This is a genomic window from Streptomyces sp. NPDC002054 (assembly GCF_040296685.1).
Lineage (GTDB): Bacteria > Actinomycetota > Actinomycetes > Streptomycetales > Streptomycetaceae > Streptomyces.
In genome coordinates this window covers 26,660-43,213 of the sequence record NZ_JBEOXT010000025.1, presented here as the reverse complement: position 1 = coordinate 43,213, position 16,554 = coordinate 26,660, and the positions used below count along the sequence as shown (strand labels likewise).

Annotated in this window: 17 protein-coding genes; 2 read left to right on the top strand and 15 right to left on the bottom strand. The window is 71.9% G+C overall.

The features are described from left to right. Positions 1-75: 75 nt before the first annotated feature. The 14 genes from ABT123_RS22795 to ABT123_RS22730 form a co-directional block, all read right to left on the bottom strand. Positions 76-858 (bottom strand): sirohydrochlorin chelatase, encoded by a 783-nt coding sequence (locus ABT123_RS22795; RefSeq protein ID WP_351317761.1) that lies wholly within the window; start codon positions 856-858, stop codon positions 76-78. A 26-nt stretch (positions 859-884) separates the two neighbouring features. Then, positions 885-1,772, bottom strand: a complete 888-nt coding sequence (locus ABT123_RS22790) for an ABC transporter permease (protein WP_351317653.1) — start codon at positions 1,770-1,772, stop codon at positions 885-887. Continuing rightward, positions 1,759-2,553: an ABC transporter ATP-binding protein gene (locus tag ABT123_RS22785; protein WP_351317651.1), complete on the bottom strand. Its 795-nt coding sequence runs from the start codon at positions 2,551-2,553 to the stop codon at positions 1,759-1,761. Before ABT123_RS22785 ends, ABT123_RS22790 begins: the two co-directional genes overlap by 14 nt. Before the next feature lie 36 nt (positions 2,554-2,589). After that, entirely contained in the window at positions 2,590-3,735 is a 1,146-nt protein-coding gene (locus ABT123_RS22780; protein WP_351317649.1) for an aliphatic sulfonate ABC transporter substrate-binding protein, read from the bottom strand. A gap of 211 nt (positions 3,736-3,946) precedes the next feature. After that, the gene (locus ABT123_RS22775) at positions 3,947-5,275 is read right to left on the bottom strand and encodes a sulfate adenylyltransferase subunit 1 (protein WP_351317647.1); all 1,329 of its coding nucleotides are present in this window, start codon (positions 5,273-5,275) and stop codon (positions 3,947-3,949) included. 2 nt (positions 5,276-5,277) lie between these two features. Continuing rightward, the gene (cysD, locus tag ABT123_RS22770) at positions 5,278-6,231 is read right to left on the bottom strand and encodes a sulfate adenylyltransferase subunit CysD (protein WP_351317645.1); all 954 of its coding nucleotides are present in this window, start codon (positions 6,229-6,231) and stop codon (positions 5,278-5,280) included. Beyond that, positions 6,228-6,773, bottom strand: a complete 546-nt coding sequence (gene cysC / locus ABT123_RS22765) for an adenylyl-sulfate kinase (protein ID WP_351317759.1) — start codon at positions 6,771-6,773, stop codon at positions 6,228-6,230. The genes cysD and cysC overlap by 4 nt, the downstream gene beginning before the upstream one ends. 26 nt (positions 6,774-6,799) lie before the next feature. Beyond that, positions 6,800-7,501 (bottom strand): phosphoadenylyl-sulfate reductase, encoded by a 702-nt coding sequence (locus ABT123_RS22760; protein ID WP_351317643.1) that lies wholly within the window; start codon positions 7,499-7,501, stop codon positions 6,800-6,802. Beyond that, complete coding sequence (locus ABT123_RS22755) at positions 7,498-7,683, bottom strand: hypothetical protein (RefSeq protein WP_351317641.1); 186 nt, start codon at positions 7,681-7,683, stop codon at positions 7,498-7,500. Before ABT123_RS22755 ends, ABT123_RS22760 begins: the two co-directional genes overlap by 4 nt. Further along, positions 7,680-9,383 (bottom strand): nitrite/sulfite reductase, encoded by a 1,704-nt coding sequence (locus ABT123_RS22750; protein ID WP_351317639.1) that lies wholly within the window; start codon positions 9,381-9,383, stop codon positions 7,680-7,682. The genes ABT123_RS22755 and ABT123_RS22750 overlap by 4 nt, the downstream gene beginning before the upstream one ends. 195 nt (positions 9,384-9,578) lie before the next feature. Next, positions 9,579-9,662, bottom strand: a complete 84-nt coding sequence (locus tag ABT123_RS22745; protein ID WP_309550570.1) for a putative leader peptide — start codon at positions 9,660-9,662, stop codon at positions 9,579-9,581. Between the two features lie 645 nt (positions 9,663-10,307). Then, entirely contained in the window at positions 10,308-10,883 is a 576-nt protein-coding gene (locus tag ABT123_RS22740) for a GNAT family N-acetyltransferase (protein ID WP_351317637.1), read from the bottom strand. Between the two features lie 5 nt (positions 10,884-10,888). Further along, entirely contained in the window at positions 10,889-12,199 is a 1,311-nt protein-coding gene (locus ABT123_RS22735) for a GAF domain-containing protein (RefSeq protein ID WP_351317635.1), read from the bottom strand. A gap of 248 nt (positions 12,200-12,447) precedes the next feature. Further along, complete coding sequence (locus ABT123_RS22730; RefSeq protein ID WP_351317633.1) at positions 12,448-14,082, bottom strand: acyl-CoA dehydrogenase family protein; 1,635 nt, start codon at positions 14,080-14,082, stop codon at positions 12,448-12,450. A 17-nt stretch (positions 14,083-14,099) separates the two neighbouring features. On the opposite strand from ABT123_RS22730, the gene ABT123_RS22725 reads away from it, so the two are divergent. Together ABT123_RS22725 and ABT123_RS22720 are read left to right on the top strand one after the other, a co-directional pair. Next, entirely contained in the window at positions 14,100-15,227 is a 1,128-nt protein-coding gene (locus ABT123_RS22725; RefSeq protein ID WP_351317631.1) for a YihY/virulence factor BrkB family protein, read from the top strand. Positions 15,228-15,270: 43 nt separating this feature from the next. Continuing rightward, positions 15,271-16,008: a helix-turn-helix transcriptional regulator gene (locus tag ABT123_RS22720; RefSeq protein WP_351317629.1), complete on the top strand. Its 738-nt coding sequence runs from the start codon at positions 15,271-15,273 to the stop codon at positions 16,006-16,008. On the opposite strand, the gene ABT123_RS22715 is transcribed toward ABT123_RS22720, so the two are convergent. Next, positions 15,930-16,343, bottom strand: a complete 414-nt coding sequence (locus ABT123_RS22715) for a VOC family protein (protein WP_351317627.1) — start codon at positions 16,341-16,343, stop codon at positions 15,930-15,932. The genes ABT123_RS22720 and ABT123_RS22715 overlap by 79 nt on opposite strands. Positions 16,344-16,554: the final 211 nt, after the last annotated feature.

Here is a 16,554-nt window from a genome sequence, read left to right as displayed (position 1 = left end):
CCTCAAACGCCGGCGGGGCTGGATTGCGCAGCAATCCCAGCCCGCGCGGCGTTTGAGCGCAGCGCCGCGAAATGGCTATGCGCTCAGGGCCGCGGGGCGGAGGCCGGACACCGCGGCGGTACCCGCCGCAAAGGCCTCGTCGTAGCGTCGCAGCAGCAGGCGGGCCAGTTCCGGGGCCGCGCCCAGGACGCCGGCCAGGACGTCCGCGCCGGCGGCTTCGGCGCCCGCCGCGATGCGGTCCGGGAGCCGCCCGGGCGCGATGACGTACGGGGCGACGGCCACCCGGCGGACGCCCTCCGCACGCAGCGCCCGTACCGCGGACGCCACATCGGGCAAGGCAGCGGAGGCGAACGCAGGCCGCACGGCGCACCAACCGGTGTGCCGCCACTCCCGCGCGATTTCAGCGATCACTGCGATCGCCTCCGGGTCTGTGGAACCGGCGGATGCGAGCACCACGCCGGTGGTGGAACGGGCAGAGGAGGACAGGTCCAGCCCTGCCTCCGTCAGCCGCCGCTCCAGTGCGGAGACCAGCAGGGGGGACGGGCCGAGGACCTCCGCCACCCGGACCGAGAGCCCGGGCAGCCGGGCCGCGGACTCGGCCAGCACCGCCGGGATGTCGGACTTCGCGTGGAAGGCCCGGGTGAGCAGCAGGGGGAGGGCGATGACCTCCCGGACCCCCGCAAAGTGCAGCGAGGACAGCACCTGCGGCACGGTCGGGGCGTTGAAGTCCAGGTACGCCGTTTCCACCCGCAGCCCCGGCCGCAGCGCCCGCACCCGCCGGGTGAGGGCGTGTACGGTCGCCGCGTGCCGCGGGTCGCGACTGCCGTGGGCGATGACGAGCAGGACGGGCCGGTGCACAGCGGGCATGGCATGCATGGCGGCCGTCACTTCACCAGCAGGCCGCGGCTGCGCAGCACCCACCGCTCGAGCGGGCTGAAGATCAGCAGGTCGATGGCGATGCCGACGACCAGGATCAGCAGGATCGCCAGGAACACGCCCGGCAGGTCGATGTTGTTGCGGCCGTTCTCCAGCAACTGGCCCAGGCCCAGGCCCAGGTCCGGCGAGGAGGCGATGATCTCGGCGGCCATCAGGGACCGCCAGGAGAAGGCCCAGCCCTGCTTCAGACCGGCCAGGTAGCCGGGCAGCGCGGCCGGCATCACCACATGCCACACGCCCTTGACGCCCGTGGCCCCCAGGGTGCGGCCGGCCCGCAGGAACAGCGGCGGCACCTGGTCGACGCCGGAGACGAGACCGTTGGCGATCGAGGGGACGGCGCCCAGCAGGATCACCGTGTACATCATCGAGTCGTTGAGGCCGAACCAGAGCACGGCCGGCGGCACCCAGGCCACCGACGGCAGGGACTGCAGGCCCTGCAGGATCGGGCCGATCGCGGCGCGGACCAGCTTCACCCGCGCGACCAGCAGGCCCAGCGGGGTGCCGATGGCCAGCGCCAGCAGGAAGCCCAGCAGACCGCGCGACACGCTGGTCCAGATGACTTCCAGCAGGGTGCCCTGCAGCCACATGTCGGTCAGGCCGTCCCACACCGCGGACGGTGCGGGCAGCTTGGTCTGGTCGGTGACCTTCGCCGAGACGAGGATCTGCCAGACGGCGAGCACCAGGGTGATCGCCAGGACCGGCGGCAGGACCTTGGTGAGCAGGACCTCCCGGACCGGGGTGCGGCGGATCTCCACCGCGTCCAAGGCGTCGAGGCCGGCCTCCAGGCCGGCGAGGTCGTCCGCCTTCGCCTTCGCCTTCGTTTCAGTGCTGGCCATGGCGGCGGATCTCCCCACGCAGGTGTTCAGTGATCTCAAGGGACAGCTCGGCGACGTCCGCGTCCTCGATGCGGCGCGGCTGCGCGATGTCCACGGTCCATTCCTTCGCCACCCGGCCGGGCCGGGAGGACAGCAGGACCACGCGCTGAGCGAGGCGCACGGCCTCGCGCACGTTGTGCGTGACGAACAGGACGGACAGAGAGGTCTCTTCCCAGATGCGGGTGAGCTCGCCGTGCAGCACATCGCGGGTGATGGCGTCCAGGGCCGCGAACGGCTCGTCCATCAGCAGCAGCTGGCTGTCCTGGGCCAGGGCGCGGGCCAGGGCCACGCGCTGGCGCATGCCGCCGGACAGCTCGTGGACCCGCTTGCCGTACGCGCCGCCGAGCCGGACCAGCTCCAGCAGCCGCTCCGCCTCCGTCCGGCGCTCGGACTTGGGCACCCCGCGCAGTCTCAGGGCCAGTTCGATGTTCTTGCCCGCGGTCAGCCACGGGAAGAGGGCGTGCTCCTGGAACATCAGCGCCGGACGGCCGCCGGGGGTCTCGATGGACCCCGCCGACGGCTTGTCCAGCCCCGCGACCAGGTTCAGCAGGGTGGACTTGCCACACCCCGAGGCCCCCAGGATGGTGACGAACTCGCCGGGCGCGACATCGAGGCTGATGTCGTCCAGCACGAGCTGAGTACCGGCCGGGCCGGTGAAGGACTTCGAGACGTGCTCGATCCGGGCGGCGTGCGTCGCCGCCGCCACGGTGCCCTCGGCAGCCTTGGCAAGCGTGGTGGCCATGGTCGTCACCTCCTGGGAACGCGGGGGATTACGGGATTACTTGGCGCCGAGACCGGCGTCGGAGACCTCGGGCTTGCCGGCGGCCTTCAGGACCTTGTTCAGCAGCGTCAGGTCGTAGATGCCGGCCAGGTCGGGCTGCTCGATGAGCTTCGCCTTGACCGCGTAGTCGGCCTGCGTCTTCAGCGTGGCGGCCAGCGGGTCATCGGTGATCGCGATGCTCGGCCAGGCCGGGTCGAGGACCGCGGGCGCCAGCTCCTTGCCGGTCTCCGCCTTCAGCGCCGCGTTGGCCGAGGCCTTCGCCTTGTCCGGGTTGGCGTTGATCCACTCGTTGGTCTTCACCGTGCCCTTCAGCACGGCCTCGACCACGTCCGGGTGCGCCTTGAGGAACTTCTGCGACACGATGATGTTCGTGATCACGAACTTCTTGTCGGGCCACAGGGCGGTCTCGTCCAGCAGGACCTGAGCGCCGTCGGACACCAGCTTGGAGGCCGTCGGCTCCGGCACCCACGCGCCGTCGATGGAGCCGGACTTGAAGGCGTCCGGGGTCACCTTGTTGTCCGTACGGACCACGGAGACATCGCCCTTGCCGGACTCCGGGTCGACCTTCCAGCCCTTCTCCGCGATCCAGTTGAGGAACGCGACGTCCTGGGTGTTCCCCTTCTGCGGGGTGGCGATCTTCTTGCCCTTGAGGTCGTCCAGGGTCTTGATCTTGTCCGGGTTCACCACCAGCTTCACGCCACCGGAGGCGGAGCCGGAGATGATCCGCAGGTTCTGGCCCTTGGACTTCACATAGCCGTTGATCGACGGGGAGGGGCCGATGAACCCGATGTCGAGGGAGCCGCCGTTGAGAGCCTCGATCTCGGACGGGCCGGCGTTGAAGGTCTGCGGCTTGATCTTGGTGCCGCCGAGCTCCTTCTGGATGAGGCCCTCCTGGACGCCGACCAGGGCGGTGGCGTGCGTCAGGTTGGGGAAGTAGCCGATCCGGACCTCGGGGGCGGACAGCGGCTTTGCATCGGAGGCGACCTTGGCCTGGCCCGCGGGCTCGTCCTTCTTGGACTCGGAGCCGTAGCCGCAGGAAGCGAGGGCGCCGATCAGGAGCGGCAGGGCGGCAGCGGCGGCGAGGCCGCGGCGCGCGGTGCTACGGGTGGTGCCGGTGGTACGGGTGTTTCCGGTGGCAGGCACGGGAGGCTTTCCTCTCGTTGCGTGGTCTCACGACACACGTCTTCGTCTGTGGAGCGGGGGCAGGTACAGCTCGTGGGGGGTGAGGGCGCGCAGGCAGTGCGCGTACGTCATGCCGCACATCGGCCCACCCCTCCCTGGCCGCTGCCGAGGGCGCCGCTGCCTACGCGACCGCCCTCCTTCGCGAAGGTGGAGTACATGTCGGACGGCATGATCAGAAGTCCCACCCGTCGTCCTCGGCCACCGCGGTCTCGGCCTGGGTGGCGAAGGACTCGCCCGCCATGCCCGCCGCCAGGGTGGTGCCGTCGGCCGGGTCGATCAGCAGGAAGGACCCGGTGCGGCGCGAGTCGGCGTACGCGTCGAGCGCCAGCGGCTCGGCGGTACGGACGACCACGCGGCCGATGTCGTTGGCCACCAGCTGCCCGGGGTTCGGGTGCTGCGACAGGTCGTCGAGGGTCAGCCGCGAGGGGATCTCCTTGACGATCGCCTTGACCGTGCGCGTGGTGTGCTTGATCAGCACCCGGGCGCCGACGGCGAGCGGCTGGTCCGCCACGTGGCAGACCGTCGCCTCGACGTCCTGAGTGGTGGCCGGGGCGCTCGCGGACGGCGCGATCAGGTCGCCGCGCGAGATGTCGATGTCGTCCGCCAGCCGGACCGTCACGGACTGCGGGGCCCAGGCGATGTCCACGCTCTCGCCGAGCGCGTCGATGCCCTCGATCACCGAGGTACGGCCGGACGGCAGCACGGTGACGGCCTCGCCGACCCGCAGCACGCCGGAGGCGATCTGGCCCGCGTAGCCCCGGTAGTCCGGGTGTTCGGCGGACTGCGGACGGATCACGTACTGCACCGGGAAACGCGCCGGGCAGGAGGTGAGGTCGTGGCTGACGGGCACGGTCTCCAGGTGCTCCAGCACCGTCGGGCCGCCGTACCAGTCCATGTTGGCGGAGGGCTCCACCACGTTGTCCCCGGCCAGTGCCGAGATCGGGATCGCGGTGATCTCCGGGACGCCCAGCTCGGAGGCGTACGTGGTGAATTCCTCCGCGATGGCGGCGAACACCGACTCCCGGTAGTCCACCAGGTCCATCTTGTTGACCGCTAGGACCACGTGCGGGACCCGGAGCAGGGCGGCCACGGCCGCGTGCCGGCGGGTCTGCTCGACCACGCCGTTGCGGGCGTCGACCAGGACCACGGCCAGCTCGGCGGTGGAGGCGCCGGTGACCATGTTCCGGGTGTACTGCACGTGCCCGGGAGTGTCCGCCAGGATGAACCGGCGGCGCGCGGTGGCGAAGTAGCGGTAGGCCACGTCGATGGTGATGCCCTGCTCCCGCTCGGCCCGCAGGCCGTCGGTGAGCAGCGCCAGGTCCGGGGCCTCCTGGCCGCGGGCCTGGGAGACCGCCTCGACGGCCTCCAGCTGGTCCTCCAGGACCGACTTGGAGTCGTGCAGGAGACGGCCCACCAGGGTGGACTTGCCGTCGTCGACGGAGCCGGCGGTCGCGAAGCGCAGCAGCGTGGTGGCGCTGAGCTGCTCGGTGGTGGTGGTCATGTCTAGAAGTACCCTTCGCGCTTGCGGTCTTCCATCGCGGCCTCGGACATCTTGTCGTCGGCGCGGGTCGCGCCCCGCTCGGTGAGCCGGGAGACGGCGATCTCGGCGATCACGGCGTCCAGCGTGGCGGCGTCGGAGTCGACGGCACCGGTGCAGGACATGTCACCGACGGTGCGGTAGCGGATCAGCCGGGTCTGGACCTGCTCGGTCTCCTTCGGGCCGCCCCACTCGCCGGCCGTCAGCCACATGCCGTTGCGCTGGAACACCTCGCGCTCGTGGGCGAAGTAGATCTCCGGCAGTTCGATGTTCTCCCGGGCGATGTACTGCCACACGTCCAGCTCGGTCCAGTTGGAGAGCGGGAACACGCGGACGTGCTCGCCGGGGGCGTGCCGGCCGTTGTAGAGCTGCCACAGCTCGGGGCGCTGGCGGCGCGGGTCCCACTGGGAGAACTCGTCGCGCAGGGAGAACACCCGCTCCTTGGCGCGGGCCTTCTCCTCGTCGCGCCGGCCGCCGCCGAACACGGCGTCGAACTTGAGGCTCTGGATCGCCTCGGTCAGCGGGACGGTCTGCAGCGGGTTGCGGGTGCCATCCGGGCGCTCGCGCAGCGTGCCGGCGTCGATGTACTCCTGCACGGAGGCCACGTGCAGGCGCAGCCCGTGCTTGGCCACCGTGCGGTCGCGGTACTCGAGGACCTCGGGGAAGTTGTGGCCGGTGTCCACGTGCAGCAGGGTGAACGGCACCGGTGCGGGCGCGAACGCCTTGAGCGCCAGGTGCAGCATGACGATGGAGTCCTTGCCGCCGGAGAACAGGATCACCGGCTTCTCGAACTCGCCCGCCACCTCGCGGAAGATGTGCACGGCCTCGGATTCGAGGGCGTCCAGGTGCGACAGCGCGTACGGCGCGTCGGCTCCGGAGTCCGCGGAGGCGTTGTGCAGGTGATGCGCGGCGGTGGTCATGCCAGGCCCCTCTCGGTGAGCAGCGCGTGCAGGGCCGAAGCCGACTCCTGCACGGACTGGGTGTGCGACTCGATACGGAGGTCCGGGGACTCCGGGGCCTCGTACGGGTCGTCGACCCCGGTCAGCCCGGAGATCTCGCCCGCGGCCTGCTTGGCGTACAGGCCCTTCACATCACGCTCGGAGCACACCTCGACCGGGGTGGCCACATGCACTTCGAGGTAGGTCGTACCGGCGGCGGCGTGCCGCTTGGCGACCGCCTCGCGGCTGTCGGCGAACGGGGCGATCACCGGCACCAGCGCCTTGACGCCGTTGCTGGCGAGGAGCTCGGCGACGAAACCGATCCGCTGGACGTTGGTGTGACGGTCCTCGCGGGTGAAGCCGAGGCCCGCCGAGAGGAACTCGCGGATCTCGTCGCCGTCGAGGACCTCCACCCGCTGGCCCTCGGCGCGCAGCCGCTCGGCCAGCGCGTACGCGATGGTGGTCTTGCCGGCGCTCGGCAGCCCGGTCAGCCACACGGTGGCGCCCTGGTCGCTCACGCTCATCTGCTTCTTCTCCGTAGGTTCCGTCATCAGCCGTGCAGTCCGCACTCGGTCTTGCCGCGCCCGGCCCAGCGGCCGGCTCGGGCGTCCTCGCCCGGTGCCACGCGGCGGGTGCAGGGGGCGCAGCCGACGGAGGCGTAGCCGTCCATCAGCAGCGGGTTGGTGAGGACGCCGTGCTCGGCGACGTACGCGTCCACCTCGTCCTGTGTCCAGCGGGCGATCGGGGAGATCTTGACCTTCTGCCGCTTCTCGTCCCAGCCGACCACCGGGGTGTTCGCCCGGGTCGGGGACTCGTCGCGGCGCAGGCCGGTCGCCCACGCCCGGTACCCGGTCAGGCCGTCTTCCAGCGGTTTGACCTTGCGCAGGGCGCAGCACAGGTCGGGGTCGCGGTCGTGCAGCTTCGGCCCGTACTCGGCGTCCTGCTCGGCGACGGTCTGGCGCGGGGTGAGGGTGATGACCTTGACGTCCATCACGGCCTCGACCGCATCGCGGGTGCCGATGGTCTCCTCGAAGTGGTAGCCGGTGTCGAGGAAGACCACGTCCACGCCGGGGAAGGCGCGGGAGGCGAGGTGGGCGACGACCGCGTCCTCCATGGAGGAGGTCACGGCGAATTCCCGGCCGAAGGTCTCGGCCGCCCAGGTGAGGATCTCCAGCGCGGAGGCGTCCTCCAGATCACGGCCCGCCTGCTCGGCCAGCTCCTTCAGACTTCCGGCGTCCTGAACGACAGTCATATCTCTTCCCCTCCAGCGGTGTTGGGCTGGGACTGAAGACCGCGGGCCAGCAGCCCGAGGTACTTCAGCTGGAAGGCTCGATTGCAGGACCTGCATTCCCAGGCGCCGTGGCCCTGCTCGTTGGGGAACAGGTCCTCGTCGCCGCAGTACGGGCAGTAGAAGGGCGCGGCTCGCTCACTCATGAGAGGCTCTCGTCACTCGCGCGGCCGACCCAGGCGGCGAAGCGCTCGCCGTCCTCGCGCTGCTCCTCGAAGCGCTTGACGACCCGCTCGACGTAGTCCGGCAGCCCGGCCGAGGTGACCTTCAGGCCGCGGACCTTGCGGCCGAAGCCGGCCTCCAGGCCGAGGGCGCCGCCCAGGTGGACCTGGTAGCCCTCCACCTGGTTGCCGTCGTCGTCCAGGACCAGCTGGCCCTTGAGACCGATGTCCGCCACCTGGATACGGGCGCAGGCGTTCGGGCAGCCGTTGATGTTGATGGTGAGCGGCTGCTCGAAGGCCGGCAGGCGGCGCTCCAGCTCGTCGATCAGCGAGGCGCCGCGCGCCTTGGTCTCGACGATGGCCAGCTTGCAGAACTCGATGCCGGTGCAGGCCATCGTGCCGCGCCGGAACGGGGACGGCTTGACCCGCAGGTCCAGCGCCTCCAGGGCGGCGACCACCGAGTCCACCTTGTCCTCGGTGATGTCGAGCACGATCATCTTCTGCTCGGCGGTGGTGCGCAGCCGGCCGGAGCCGTGGCTCTCCGCGATGTCCGCGATCTTGGTGAGGGTGGCGCCGTCGACGCGGCCGACGCGCGGGGCGAAGCCGACGTAGAAGCGGCCGTCCTGCTGGCGGTGCACGCCGACGTGGTCCCGCCACTGGCCGGAGGGCTGCTCCGGGGCCGGGCCGTCGGTCAGCTTCCGCTTCAGGTACTCGTCCTCCAGGACCTGGCGGAACTTCTCCGCGCCCCAGTCGGCGACGAGGAACTTCAGGCGGGCGCGGGTGCGGAGCCGGCGGTAGCCGTAGTCACGGAAGATCGAGATGACGCCCTCGTAGACATCCGGGACCTCATCCAGCGAGACCCAGGTGCCCAGGCGCACGCCCAGCTTGGGGTTGGTGGACAGGCCGCCGCCGACCCAGACATCGAAGCCGGGACCGTGCTCGGGGTGGTGCACACCCACGAAGGCGATGTCGTTGATCTCGTGCGCCACGTCGAGCAGCGGCGAGCCGGAGACCGCGGACTTGAACTTGCGGGGCAGGTTGGAGAACTCCTTGTTGCCCACGATCCGGCGGTAGATCTCGTCGATGGCGGGAGTGCCGTCGATGATCTCGTCCTCGGCGATGCCGGCGACGGGCGAGCCGAGGATGACGCGGGGCGTGTCACCGCAGGCCTCGGTGGTGGACAGCCCGACGGCTTCGAGCCGGCGCCAGATCTCGGGGACGTCCTCGATCCGGATCCAGTGGTACTGCACGTTCTGCCGGTCGGTGAGGTCGGCGGTGCCGCGGGCGAACTCCTGGGAGATCTCGCCGATGACGCGGAGCTGCTCGGTGGTCAGCCGGCCGCCGTCGATGCGGACGCGCAGCATGAAGTACTTGTCGTCCAGCTCCTCCGGCTCCAGGATCGCGGTCTTGCCGCCGTCGATCCCGGGCTTGCGCTGGGTGTACAGGCCCCACCAGCGCATCCGGCCGCGCAGGTCGTTGGGGTCGATCGAGTCGAAACCGGTCTTGGAGTAGATCGTCTCAATGCGTGTCCGCACATTGAGACCGTCGTCGTCCTTCTTGAACTGCTCGTTGCCATTGAGGGGCGTGTGGTGTCCGACGGCCCACTGACCCTCACCGCGGTGACGGCCGGTCTTGCGGCGCGCGGCAGCGGGAGCGGCTGCGGGCTTTTCGGGGGTGGCGGCCATGGCGGTACGTCCTTCTTCGGCGGCTCAAGGCAAGGGCAGGTGAGGCAGGTGACCTGCGGCGTTGGGGGGCAGGTGGCTGTGGCTGTACGGGCCCGTTGCCGGTGGGCACGGGCCGGTCAGGCCATCAAGGGGTGCGACGCGCCGTACCGCTGCGCTGCGGTGGGACGGCGGGCGATGTGCGGCGTGCTGGTTCCGTCAGCTCGCCGGACAGATGGCGCTGGACATGCGGCCGAGGTCGACGTGCCGCCGACTCACCAAGGCAATTCCAGCTCCATTCATGGGGGGAAGCGTGGCATGCAGGTCTTGGAGGAGTCCACTACTGTCCACCATTCGGACAGATCCGTCCCGGATGCTGGGACCATGTGTCCCCGGTCACCCGGAGCAGCCCGCTCCGGGACGCTCCGGGGAGCGGGGGCCCGCCGGGCTGGGCGCCCGGCCAGGGTCCCGGGGCTCCGCCCCGTACGGCCTGCGCCCGGGCGCGCCGGGGCCCGGGGCGGAAGCCCGCTCCCCCGCTCCCCGGGATCCGGGGTCCGGGGCGGAGCCCCGGGGAGCGGGGGAGGGGCGGGTAGGGGAAGGCTCCGCGCAGCGGCCCCGGCTCCGCCGGGCCCGATTCCCGGGGCTGCGCCCCATGCGGCCCCCGGCTCCGCCGGGCTGGGCCCCGGCGAGGGGCCCGGGGCTGCGCCCGGTACGGCTTCCGCCCCCGGGCGCCGGGGCCCGGGATCCGGGGTCCGGGGCGGAGCCCCGGGGAGTGGGGAGGGGCGGGTAGGGGAAAGCTCCGCGCAGCGGCCCCCCGGCTCCGCCGGGTCAGGCGCTCCGGCTCCGCCGGGTCAGGCCCCCCGGCTCCGCCGGGTCAGGCGCTCCGGCTCCGCCGGGTCAGACCCCCCGGCCCCGCCGGGTCAGGCTGCGTCCGCGCGTCCCGCAGGGCTACGCGCCCGGCCAGGGGCCCGGGGTCGGGGCGGCCGTGGCCTCCTCCGTTTCCGTGCGGAACAGGCGGAAACCTCGCTTCAGGTAGTTGTCCATCGCCGTCGGCCCGTCCAGGCTGCACGTGTGGAGCCAGACCCGCCGCGTCGCCTCCCGCTCCGGCCAGCGCGAGCCCAGGTCCCAGGCCCGGCGGATGCCCTCCGTCAGCAGGTACCCCCCGATCCGCCGCCCCCGGAACTCCGGCAGCAGCCCGAAGTAGACGATCTCGACGACCCCGTCCGGCTGCGGGTCGAATTCCACGTACCCCGCCGGCGTGCCGCGGTCGTACGCCACCCACGTCTCGACCCCCGGCCGGTCCAACTGCGCCACCCACTCCGCGCGGGTCAGCGACAGCCGGTCCGTCCAGTGGATGTCACCGCCCACCGAGGCGTACAGGAAGCGGCTGAACTCCGGCGATGGCACCTCTGCGCGGACGATCGTGACGTCGTCGCCCGGCGGCGCCGGCGACGGAACCAGATCGGCCGGGGAGGTCATCTCCAAGGACCAGGTGGTCAGAGTGAAGGTGGTGGGCTCGCTCATACCGCTCAGGGAATCACGCCCGCCCCCGGCCGACCCAGGCGGGCCCCGACCACCGCCGGAGCGGTGGAATGCGGGAGCAGCCGGCCCGGGTCGGCCGGGCGGATCAGCTCCACCTCCACGTCCTCCGCGAACCGGTACGGCCGGTGCGCCAGCACCCCCGCCAGATGACGCCGGACCCGGGACATCTCCGCCCGCACCGTCACCGTGCGGCTCGCGTCCCCGAACACCTCCGCCGCCAGCTCCGCCGCCGACCGCCCCCGCGGCGTCACCGCCAGCAGGAACAGCAGCTCCGCATGGCGCGGGCTGAGCTCCTGCGACCAGCTGCCGGCCGCCCCGTACACGGTCACCGTCCACGCCCCGGGCCGGCTCAGGTCCAGCACCACCCGGCTCGCCGCCGCGCCGTGACGGGCGGCGCCGTCGATCCGCAGCAGCCAGCCGCCCGGCAGCGGCTCCACCGTGCAGTCGCCCAGCTGCGGGATCCACGTCGGGCCGGGCCCGAAGGACTTCGGCAGCGGTATCCGGTCCGCCGGGACCAGTCCGGTCACCGCCGCGGTCCAGCCGTGCGGGTCCACCGCCAGCGCCCGCGCACCGACCGGCAGCCGGGCCAGCAACGGCGCCGCCACGCTCCGCAGCCGCTCCAGCGACTCCAGGTGCCGGACCCGCAGCTCGTGCTCGGCCAGCCTGGCCACCGAGCTCACCCACGCCAGGGTCGCCGGGTGCATGGTGGCCAGCGGCCCGCTCACGTCGACGACGCCCAGCAGACGGCCGTCCCGCGGATCGTGCACCGGCGCGCCCGCACAGGTCCAGTCGTGGTGCGAGGAGACGAAGTGCTCGGCGGAGAACACCTGCACCGGGCGCCGGGTGACCAGTGCGGTGCCCACTCCGTTGGTGCCGACCACCGCCTCGTCCCAGTGCGCGCCCACCGCGAAGCCCAGCCGGTCGGCCTTCCGCAGGATCGAGGAGGCCCCCTCCCGCCACAGCAGCCGCCCCTCCGCATCGGCGACCACCATGATGTGCAGGGCTTCGTCCAGGGCCGGCAGCAGTCCTTCCCGCAGCACCGGCAGCACCTGCCGCAGCGGCGAGAGGTGCCGCCGCTCCTCCATCTCCGCGGCGGACAGGATCCGCGAGCGGTGGTCCCGGTCCGGGTGCACCCCGCCGGCCAGCATCCGCCGCCAGGACTCGGCGATCTCCGGCCGGGGCGCGGCCGGCAGCCGGTCCCCGGCCAGCGCCGCCGCCCGTACCCCCTTGAGCAGGCGCGCCGCCTCGCGCGCGTCCATTGCCGAGAGCCGGGCCAAATCAACTGCGGTGTTGGCCACCGAGCCTCCCCCCCCCACGAGCACCTACGCGTACTCAGAAGGACCAACAAGGACCTCCAAGGTTGCAACGGTATGCAACTCTCGCCAAGTCCCGGTCGCCCGACCGAAACTGTGCGCAACGCCGCCAGGGGGCGGCGTTCGGCTCCTCCTCGGGGCTTTTCAGGAACAGGGGTGGTGCCGAGTCGGCGCGGCGCCACCCCGTTCGTGCAACGGCCGGATCCGGGCCCGGTGGGGTTTGGGGACTTCGCCTACCCCGTGATCCGCGCCCGTTCCACCACCGCCCCCAGGTCCAGGCCGTGCGGCAGCGTGCCGAAGGCCGTGCCCCAGTCACCGCCCAGCCGGGAGGCGCAGAAGGCGTCCGCCACCGCCGGCGGGGCCCACCTGACCAGCAGGGAACCCTGGAGCACCAGGGCCATCCGCTCCACCAGCCGGCGCGCCCGGGTCTCGATCCCCTCCAGGTCGGCCAGCTCCGTCAGCAGGTCCTTGATGGCCGCATCCAGCCGGTGGTCCGCGCCACGGGCCGTGCCGACCTCCTGGAGGAAGGCGTTCAGTGCCAGCGGCTCCCGCTGCAGGGCCCGCAGCACGTCCAGGGCCTGTACGTTGCCCGAGCCCTCCCAGATCGAGTTCAGGGGGGACTCGCGCAGCAGGCGCGGCAGCCCGGACTCCTCGACGTAGCCGTTGCCGCCCAGGCACTCCAGGGCCTCTGCCACCATCGGCGTACAGCGTTTGGTCACCCAGTACTTCGCGGCGGGCACCGCCAGCCGCAGGAAGGCCCGCTCCTGCTCGGTGCCGGCGTCGTACGCGGCGGCCAGCCGCAGCATCAGCACCGTTGCCGCCTCCGACTCCAGGGCCAGATCCGCCAGCACGTTCCGCATCAGCGGCTGGTCGATGAGCTTCGCTCCGAAAGCAGAGCGGTGCTCCGCATGGTGAACGGCCTGCGACAGCGCCTGCCGCATCACCGCGGCCGAGCCGATCACACAGTCCAGCCGGGTCGCGGCGACCATCTCGATGATCGTCCGGACCCCGCGGCCCTCCTCGCCGACCCGCCGCGCCCACGTCCCGTCGAACTCCACCTCGCTGGACGCGTTCGACTTGTTGCCCAGCTTGTCCTTCAGCCGCTGGATCGCGAACACGTTCCGGCTGCCGTCCGGCAGCACCCGCGGGACCAGGAAGCAGGACAACCCGGAAGGCGCCTGGCCCAGCACCAGGAACCCGTCCGACATCGGCGCCGAGCAGAACCACTTGTGCCCGGTCAGCAGGTACTCCCCGGCCGCGTCCAGCGGCTTCGCCGCCGTCGTGTTCGCCCGGACGTCGCTGCCGCCCTGCTTCTCGGTCATCCCCATGCCGAAGAGCACTCCGGTCTTCTGCGCCGCCGGCCGGAGTCCCTCCTCGTACACGTGCGAGGTCAGCCGCGGCTCCCACTCGGCGGCCAGCTCCGGGTCCGCGCGCAGGGCGGGCACCGCCGCATGCGTCATCGAGACCGGGCAGCCGTGACCCGCCTCCGCCTGGGACCAGACGAAGAACCCGGCGGCCCGCCGCAGGTGCCCGTCCGGCCGCCCCCAGGCGTCGGTCAGCCCTGCCGACACGGCCTTGCCGAGCAGCCGGTGCCAGGCCGGGTGGAATTCCACCTCATCGATTCTGTTTCCGTATCGGTCGTGCGTCCGCAGTTTCGGCGGGTTTTCGTTCGCCTGCGTACCCCACTCCTGGGCCTGCGCGGAACCCGCGGCGTGCCCGAGCAGGCCGAGCTCTTCCCGCACCTCGTCCCGGAGTTCGGGGGCCAGGTGCCGCTCCACGCCCTCGGTGAGTGCCCGGTCGCCCCCGTAGACGTCGTAGCCCACAAGGGGTGGGGCCTGGTTGCTTACTGTGTGGGTGGTGGCTGCCATGCCGATACGGTAAAGAGGTGCAGCCAGCAAAAGAAACACCCGAGCGGCCCCCAGGGCGGCTTCACCGGGCACGGGCCCTCTACCGCAACGTCTCCAAGCGCAAAATGGCCTGGCTGCTGCTGAAGGACACTGTCAATTCGTGCATCGAGTACCGGATCCTCGGTCTCGCGGCCGAGGCGGCGTTCTTCACCCTGCTCTCGCTGCCCCCGCTCTTCCTCGGCCTGCTCGGTCTGCTCGGCTATGTCGACAACTGGACCGACACCCGCACCGTCGCCAGCATCGAGGAGAACATCCTGCAGGCGGTCGGTACGGTCCTCTCCGACCGGGGCGTCAACGACATCGCCAGACCCCTGCTCGACGACGTGACCAGCCGGGGCCGGCCCGACCTCATCTCGCTCGGTTTCGCCTTCGCCCTGTGGTCCGGCTCGCGGGCCGTCAATGTCTTCATCGACACCATCACCGTGATGTACGGGCTCGACGGGCAGCGCGGCATCGTCAAGACCCGGCTGCTGGCGTTTCTGCTGTACCTGATCGCGCTGCTGATCGGTGCGATCGTGCTGCCGCTGATGGTGGTGGGCCCGGACGCGGTGGTGCGGCTGGTGCCCTGGGGCACCAGCCTGATAGCGGTGCTGTACTGGCCGACCGTCACCCTGCTCTCGATCGCGTTTCTGACCACCCTGTACCACGTGTCAGTGCCGGTGCGCTCGCCCTGGATCGAGGACGTGCCGGGGGCGCTGGTGGCCCTGGCCATGTGGGTGTTCGGCTCCTTCCTGCTGCGGATCTACCTCACCAACACGGTGGAGGGGCCGACCATCTACGGTTCGCTGGCCGCGCCGGTGGCCGTGCTGCTGTGGATCGGCATCTCGGCCTTCGCGGTCCTGGTGGGCGCGGCCGTGAACGCGGCGATCGACCGGGTCTGGCCGTCGGTGGCGACGGCCGCCGCCCGCGAGGCCAACGAGCGGGCCAGGGAGGCCGAGGCGGCCCAGCTGATCGCCCGGGCGGCGGCCTGGCGGGCCCTGGCCGAGGGCGAATCGGAGGACGACGACGACACCGGCATGCCGTCCGAGTTCCCCGAGCGCTGGTCCAGATTCCTGCCGCCGGACGACTACACGGCCCGCCTGCGCAAGGAACGCAACCACCACTGATCCGCGCAGACCCGGACCCCTGGACAGGGCCTAGCCTGAAAGGGTGGCGTACACCGAGCGGCCCTCCCGCCTGGTGCCCGGCGCGGTGCTCTGGCAGGCCGACGGCCCGGGCGGGTCCGTGCTGCCCGACGGCTGCATGGACCTGCTCTGGGTGGACGGCCGGCTGCTGGTCGCCGGGCCTGACACCGGGCCGCATGCCGCCGGGGAAGTGCCCGGCTCCGCCTTCGCCGGAATCCGCTTCGCACCCGGCACCGCGCCCGCGCTGCTCGGCGTACCGGCACACGAACTCCGGGACCGGCGGGTGGACCTCGCCGCCCTGTGGCCCGCCCGGGAGGTCCGGGCCCTGGCCGGCACGGTCGCCTCGTACGCCGATCCGCCCGCCGGCCTCGAGGAACTCGCCCGGCGCCGCGCTCCAGCCCCCGACCCGCTGACCGCCGAGGTGGTGGCCCGGCTGCGGGCCGGTGAGACGGTGGCCCACATCGCGGACGCCCTGGGCCTGGGCCCCCGGCAGCTGCACCGCCGCTCCCTGGCCGCGTTCGGCTACGGGCCCAAGACCCTGGGCCGGGTGCTGCGCCTCCAGCGGGCCCTGGCCCGGGTCCGCGCGGGCGTCCCGTACCCGGAGGTGGCCCACACCAGCGGCTACGCCGACCAGGCCCACCTGGCCCGCGAGGTCCGGTCCCTGGCCGGCACCACCCTGACCGCCTACGCGGCGGGATCGGCCGCCCCGGTCCCGGCGAAGAGGGACACCCCGCAGCCGTCCGGATCGAGCACCACCGCATAGCGCTGCCCCCACACCGCGTCCCAGGGCTTCAGGTGCCCCGCGTACCCGGCACCGGTCAGCTCCGCGTACAGCGCGTCCACCGCGGCGGGGGAGTCGCACAGGAACGCCAGCCCGATCCGCTCGCCACCGGCCGCGGGCCGGGTCCACCCGGGATCGAAGGACCGGATCACCTCTTCGGTGTCCCAGCCGATCCGCATCCCGCCGGGCAGCGTGACCTCCACATGCGGCTGGTCCTCCGCCCCGGCCGGAACGTCCAGCCCGAGGCGCCGGTAGAAGGCGAGCGAGGCGGCCATGTCGGAGACGACGAGGCCGATCATGTCGAGTCGAGGAGTCATACCCGCAGGCTAGGCCGCCCACACCCACCCGGTCTTGAACGAATCGGACACCGGGAAAAACCGGTGGTGCGCGGCTGCGGCGCCGACTACGGTGAGCCCGTCACAGCGAGAACACGTGTGGAACACCGGAGGTGAGTGCATTGATGACTGTCATCGAGCAGGGCGCTGCCCGCATTCAGAAGACCGTCAATCTCCTCCCCGTGGCCACCGG

Excerpts from the sequence above, each read along its gene's own strand:
- ABT123_RS22790 (WP_351317653.1), bottom strand. The coding sequence starts at position 1,772 with ATGGCCAGCACTGAAACGAAGGCGAAGGCGAAGGCGGACGACCTCGCC.
- ABT123_RS22785 (WP_351317651.1), bottom strand. The coding sequence starts at position 2,553 with ATGGCCACCACGCTTGCCAAGGCTGCCGAGGGCACCGTGGCGGCGGCG.
- ABT123_RS22775 (WP_351317647.1), bottom strand. The coding sequence starts at position 5,275 with ATGACCACCACCACCGAGCAGCTCAGCGCCACCACGCTGCTGCGCTTC.
- cysD (WP_351317645.1), bottom strand. The coding sequence starts at position 6,231 with ATGACCACCGCCGCGCATCACCTGCACAACGCCTCCGCGGACTCCGGA.
- cysC (WP_351317759.1), bottom strand. The coding sequence starts at position 6,773 with ATGAGCGTGAGCGACCAGGGCGCCACCGTGTGGCTGACCGGGCTGCCG.
- ABT123_RS22760 (WP_351317643.1), bottom strand. The coding sequence starts at position 7,501 with ATGACTGTCGTTCAGGACGCCGGAAGTCTGAAGGAGCTGGCCGAGCAG.
- ABT123_RS22755 (WP_351317641.1), bottom strand. The coding sequence starts at position 7,683 with ATGAGTGAGCGAGCCGCGCCCTTCTACTGCCCGTACTGCGGCGACGAG.
- ABT123_RS22750 (WP_351317639.1), bottom strand. The coding sequence starts at position 9,383 with ATGGCCGCCACCCCCGAAAAGCCCGCAGCCGCTCCCGCTGCCGCGCGC.
- ABT123_RS22745 (WP_309550570.1), bottom strand. The coding sequence starts at position 9,662 with ATGAATGGAGCTGGAATTGCCTTGGTGAGTCGGCGGCACGTCGACCTC.
- ABT123_RS22740 (WP_351317637.1), bottom strand. The coding sequence starts at position 10,883 with ATGAGCGAGCCCACCACCTTCACTCTGACCACCTGGTCCTTGGAGATG.
- ABT123_RS22730 (WP_351317633.1), bottom strand. The coding sequence starts at position 14,082 with ATGGCAGCCACCACCCACACAGTAAGCAACCAGGCCCCACCCCTTGTG.
- ABT123_RS22715 (WP_351317627.1), bottom strand. The coding sequence starts at position 16,343 with ATGACTCCTCGACTCGACATGATCGGCCTCGTCGTCTCCGACATGGCC.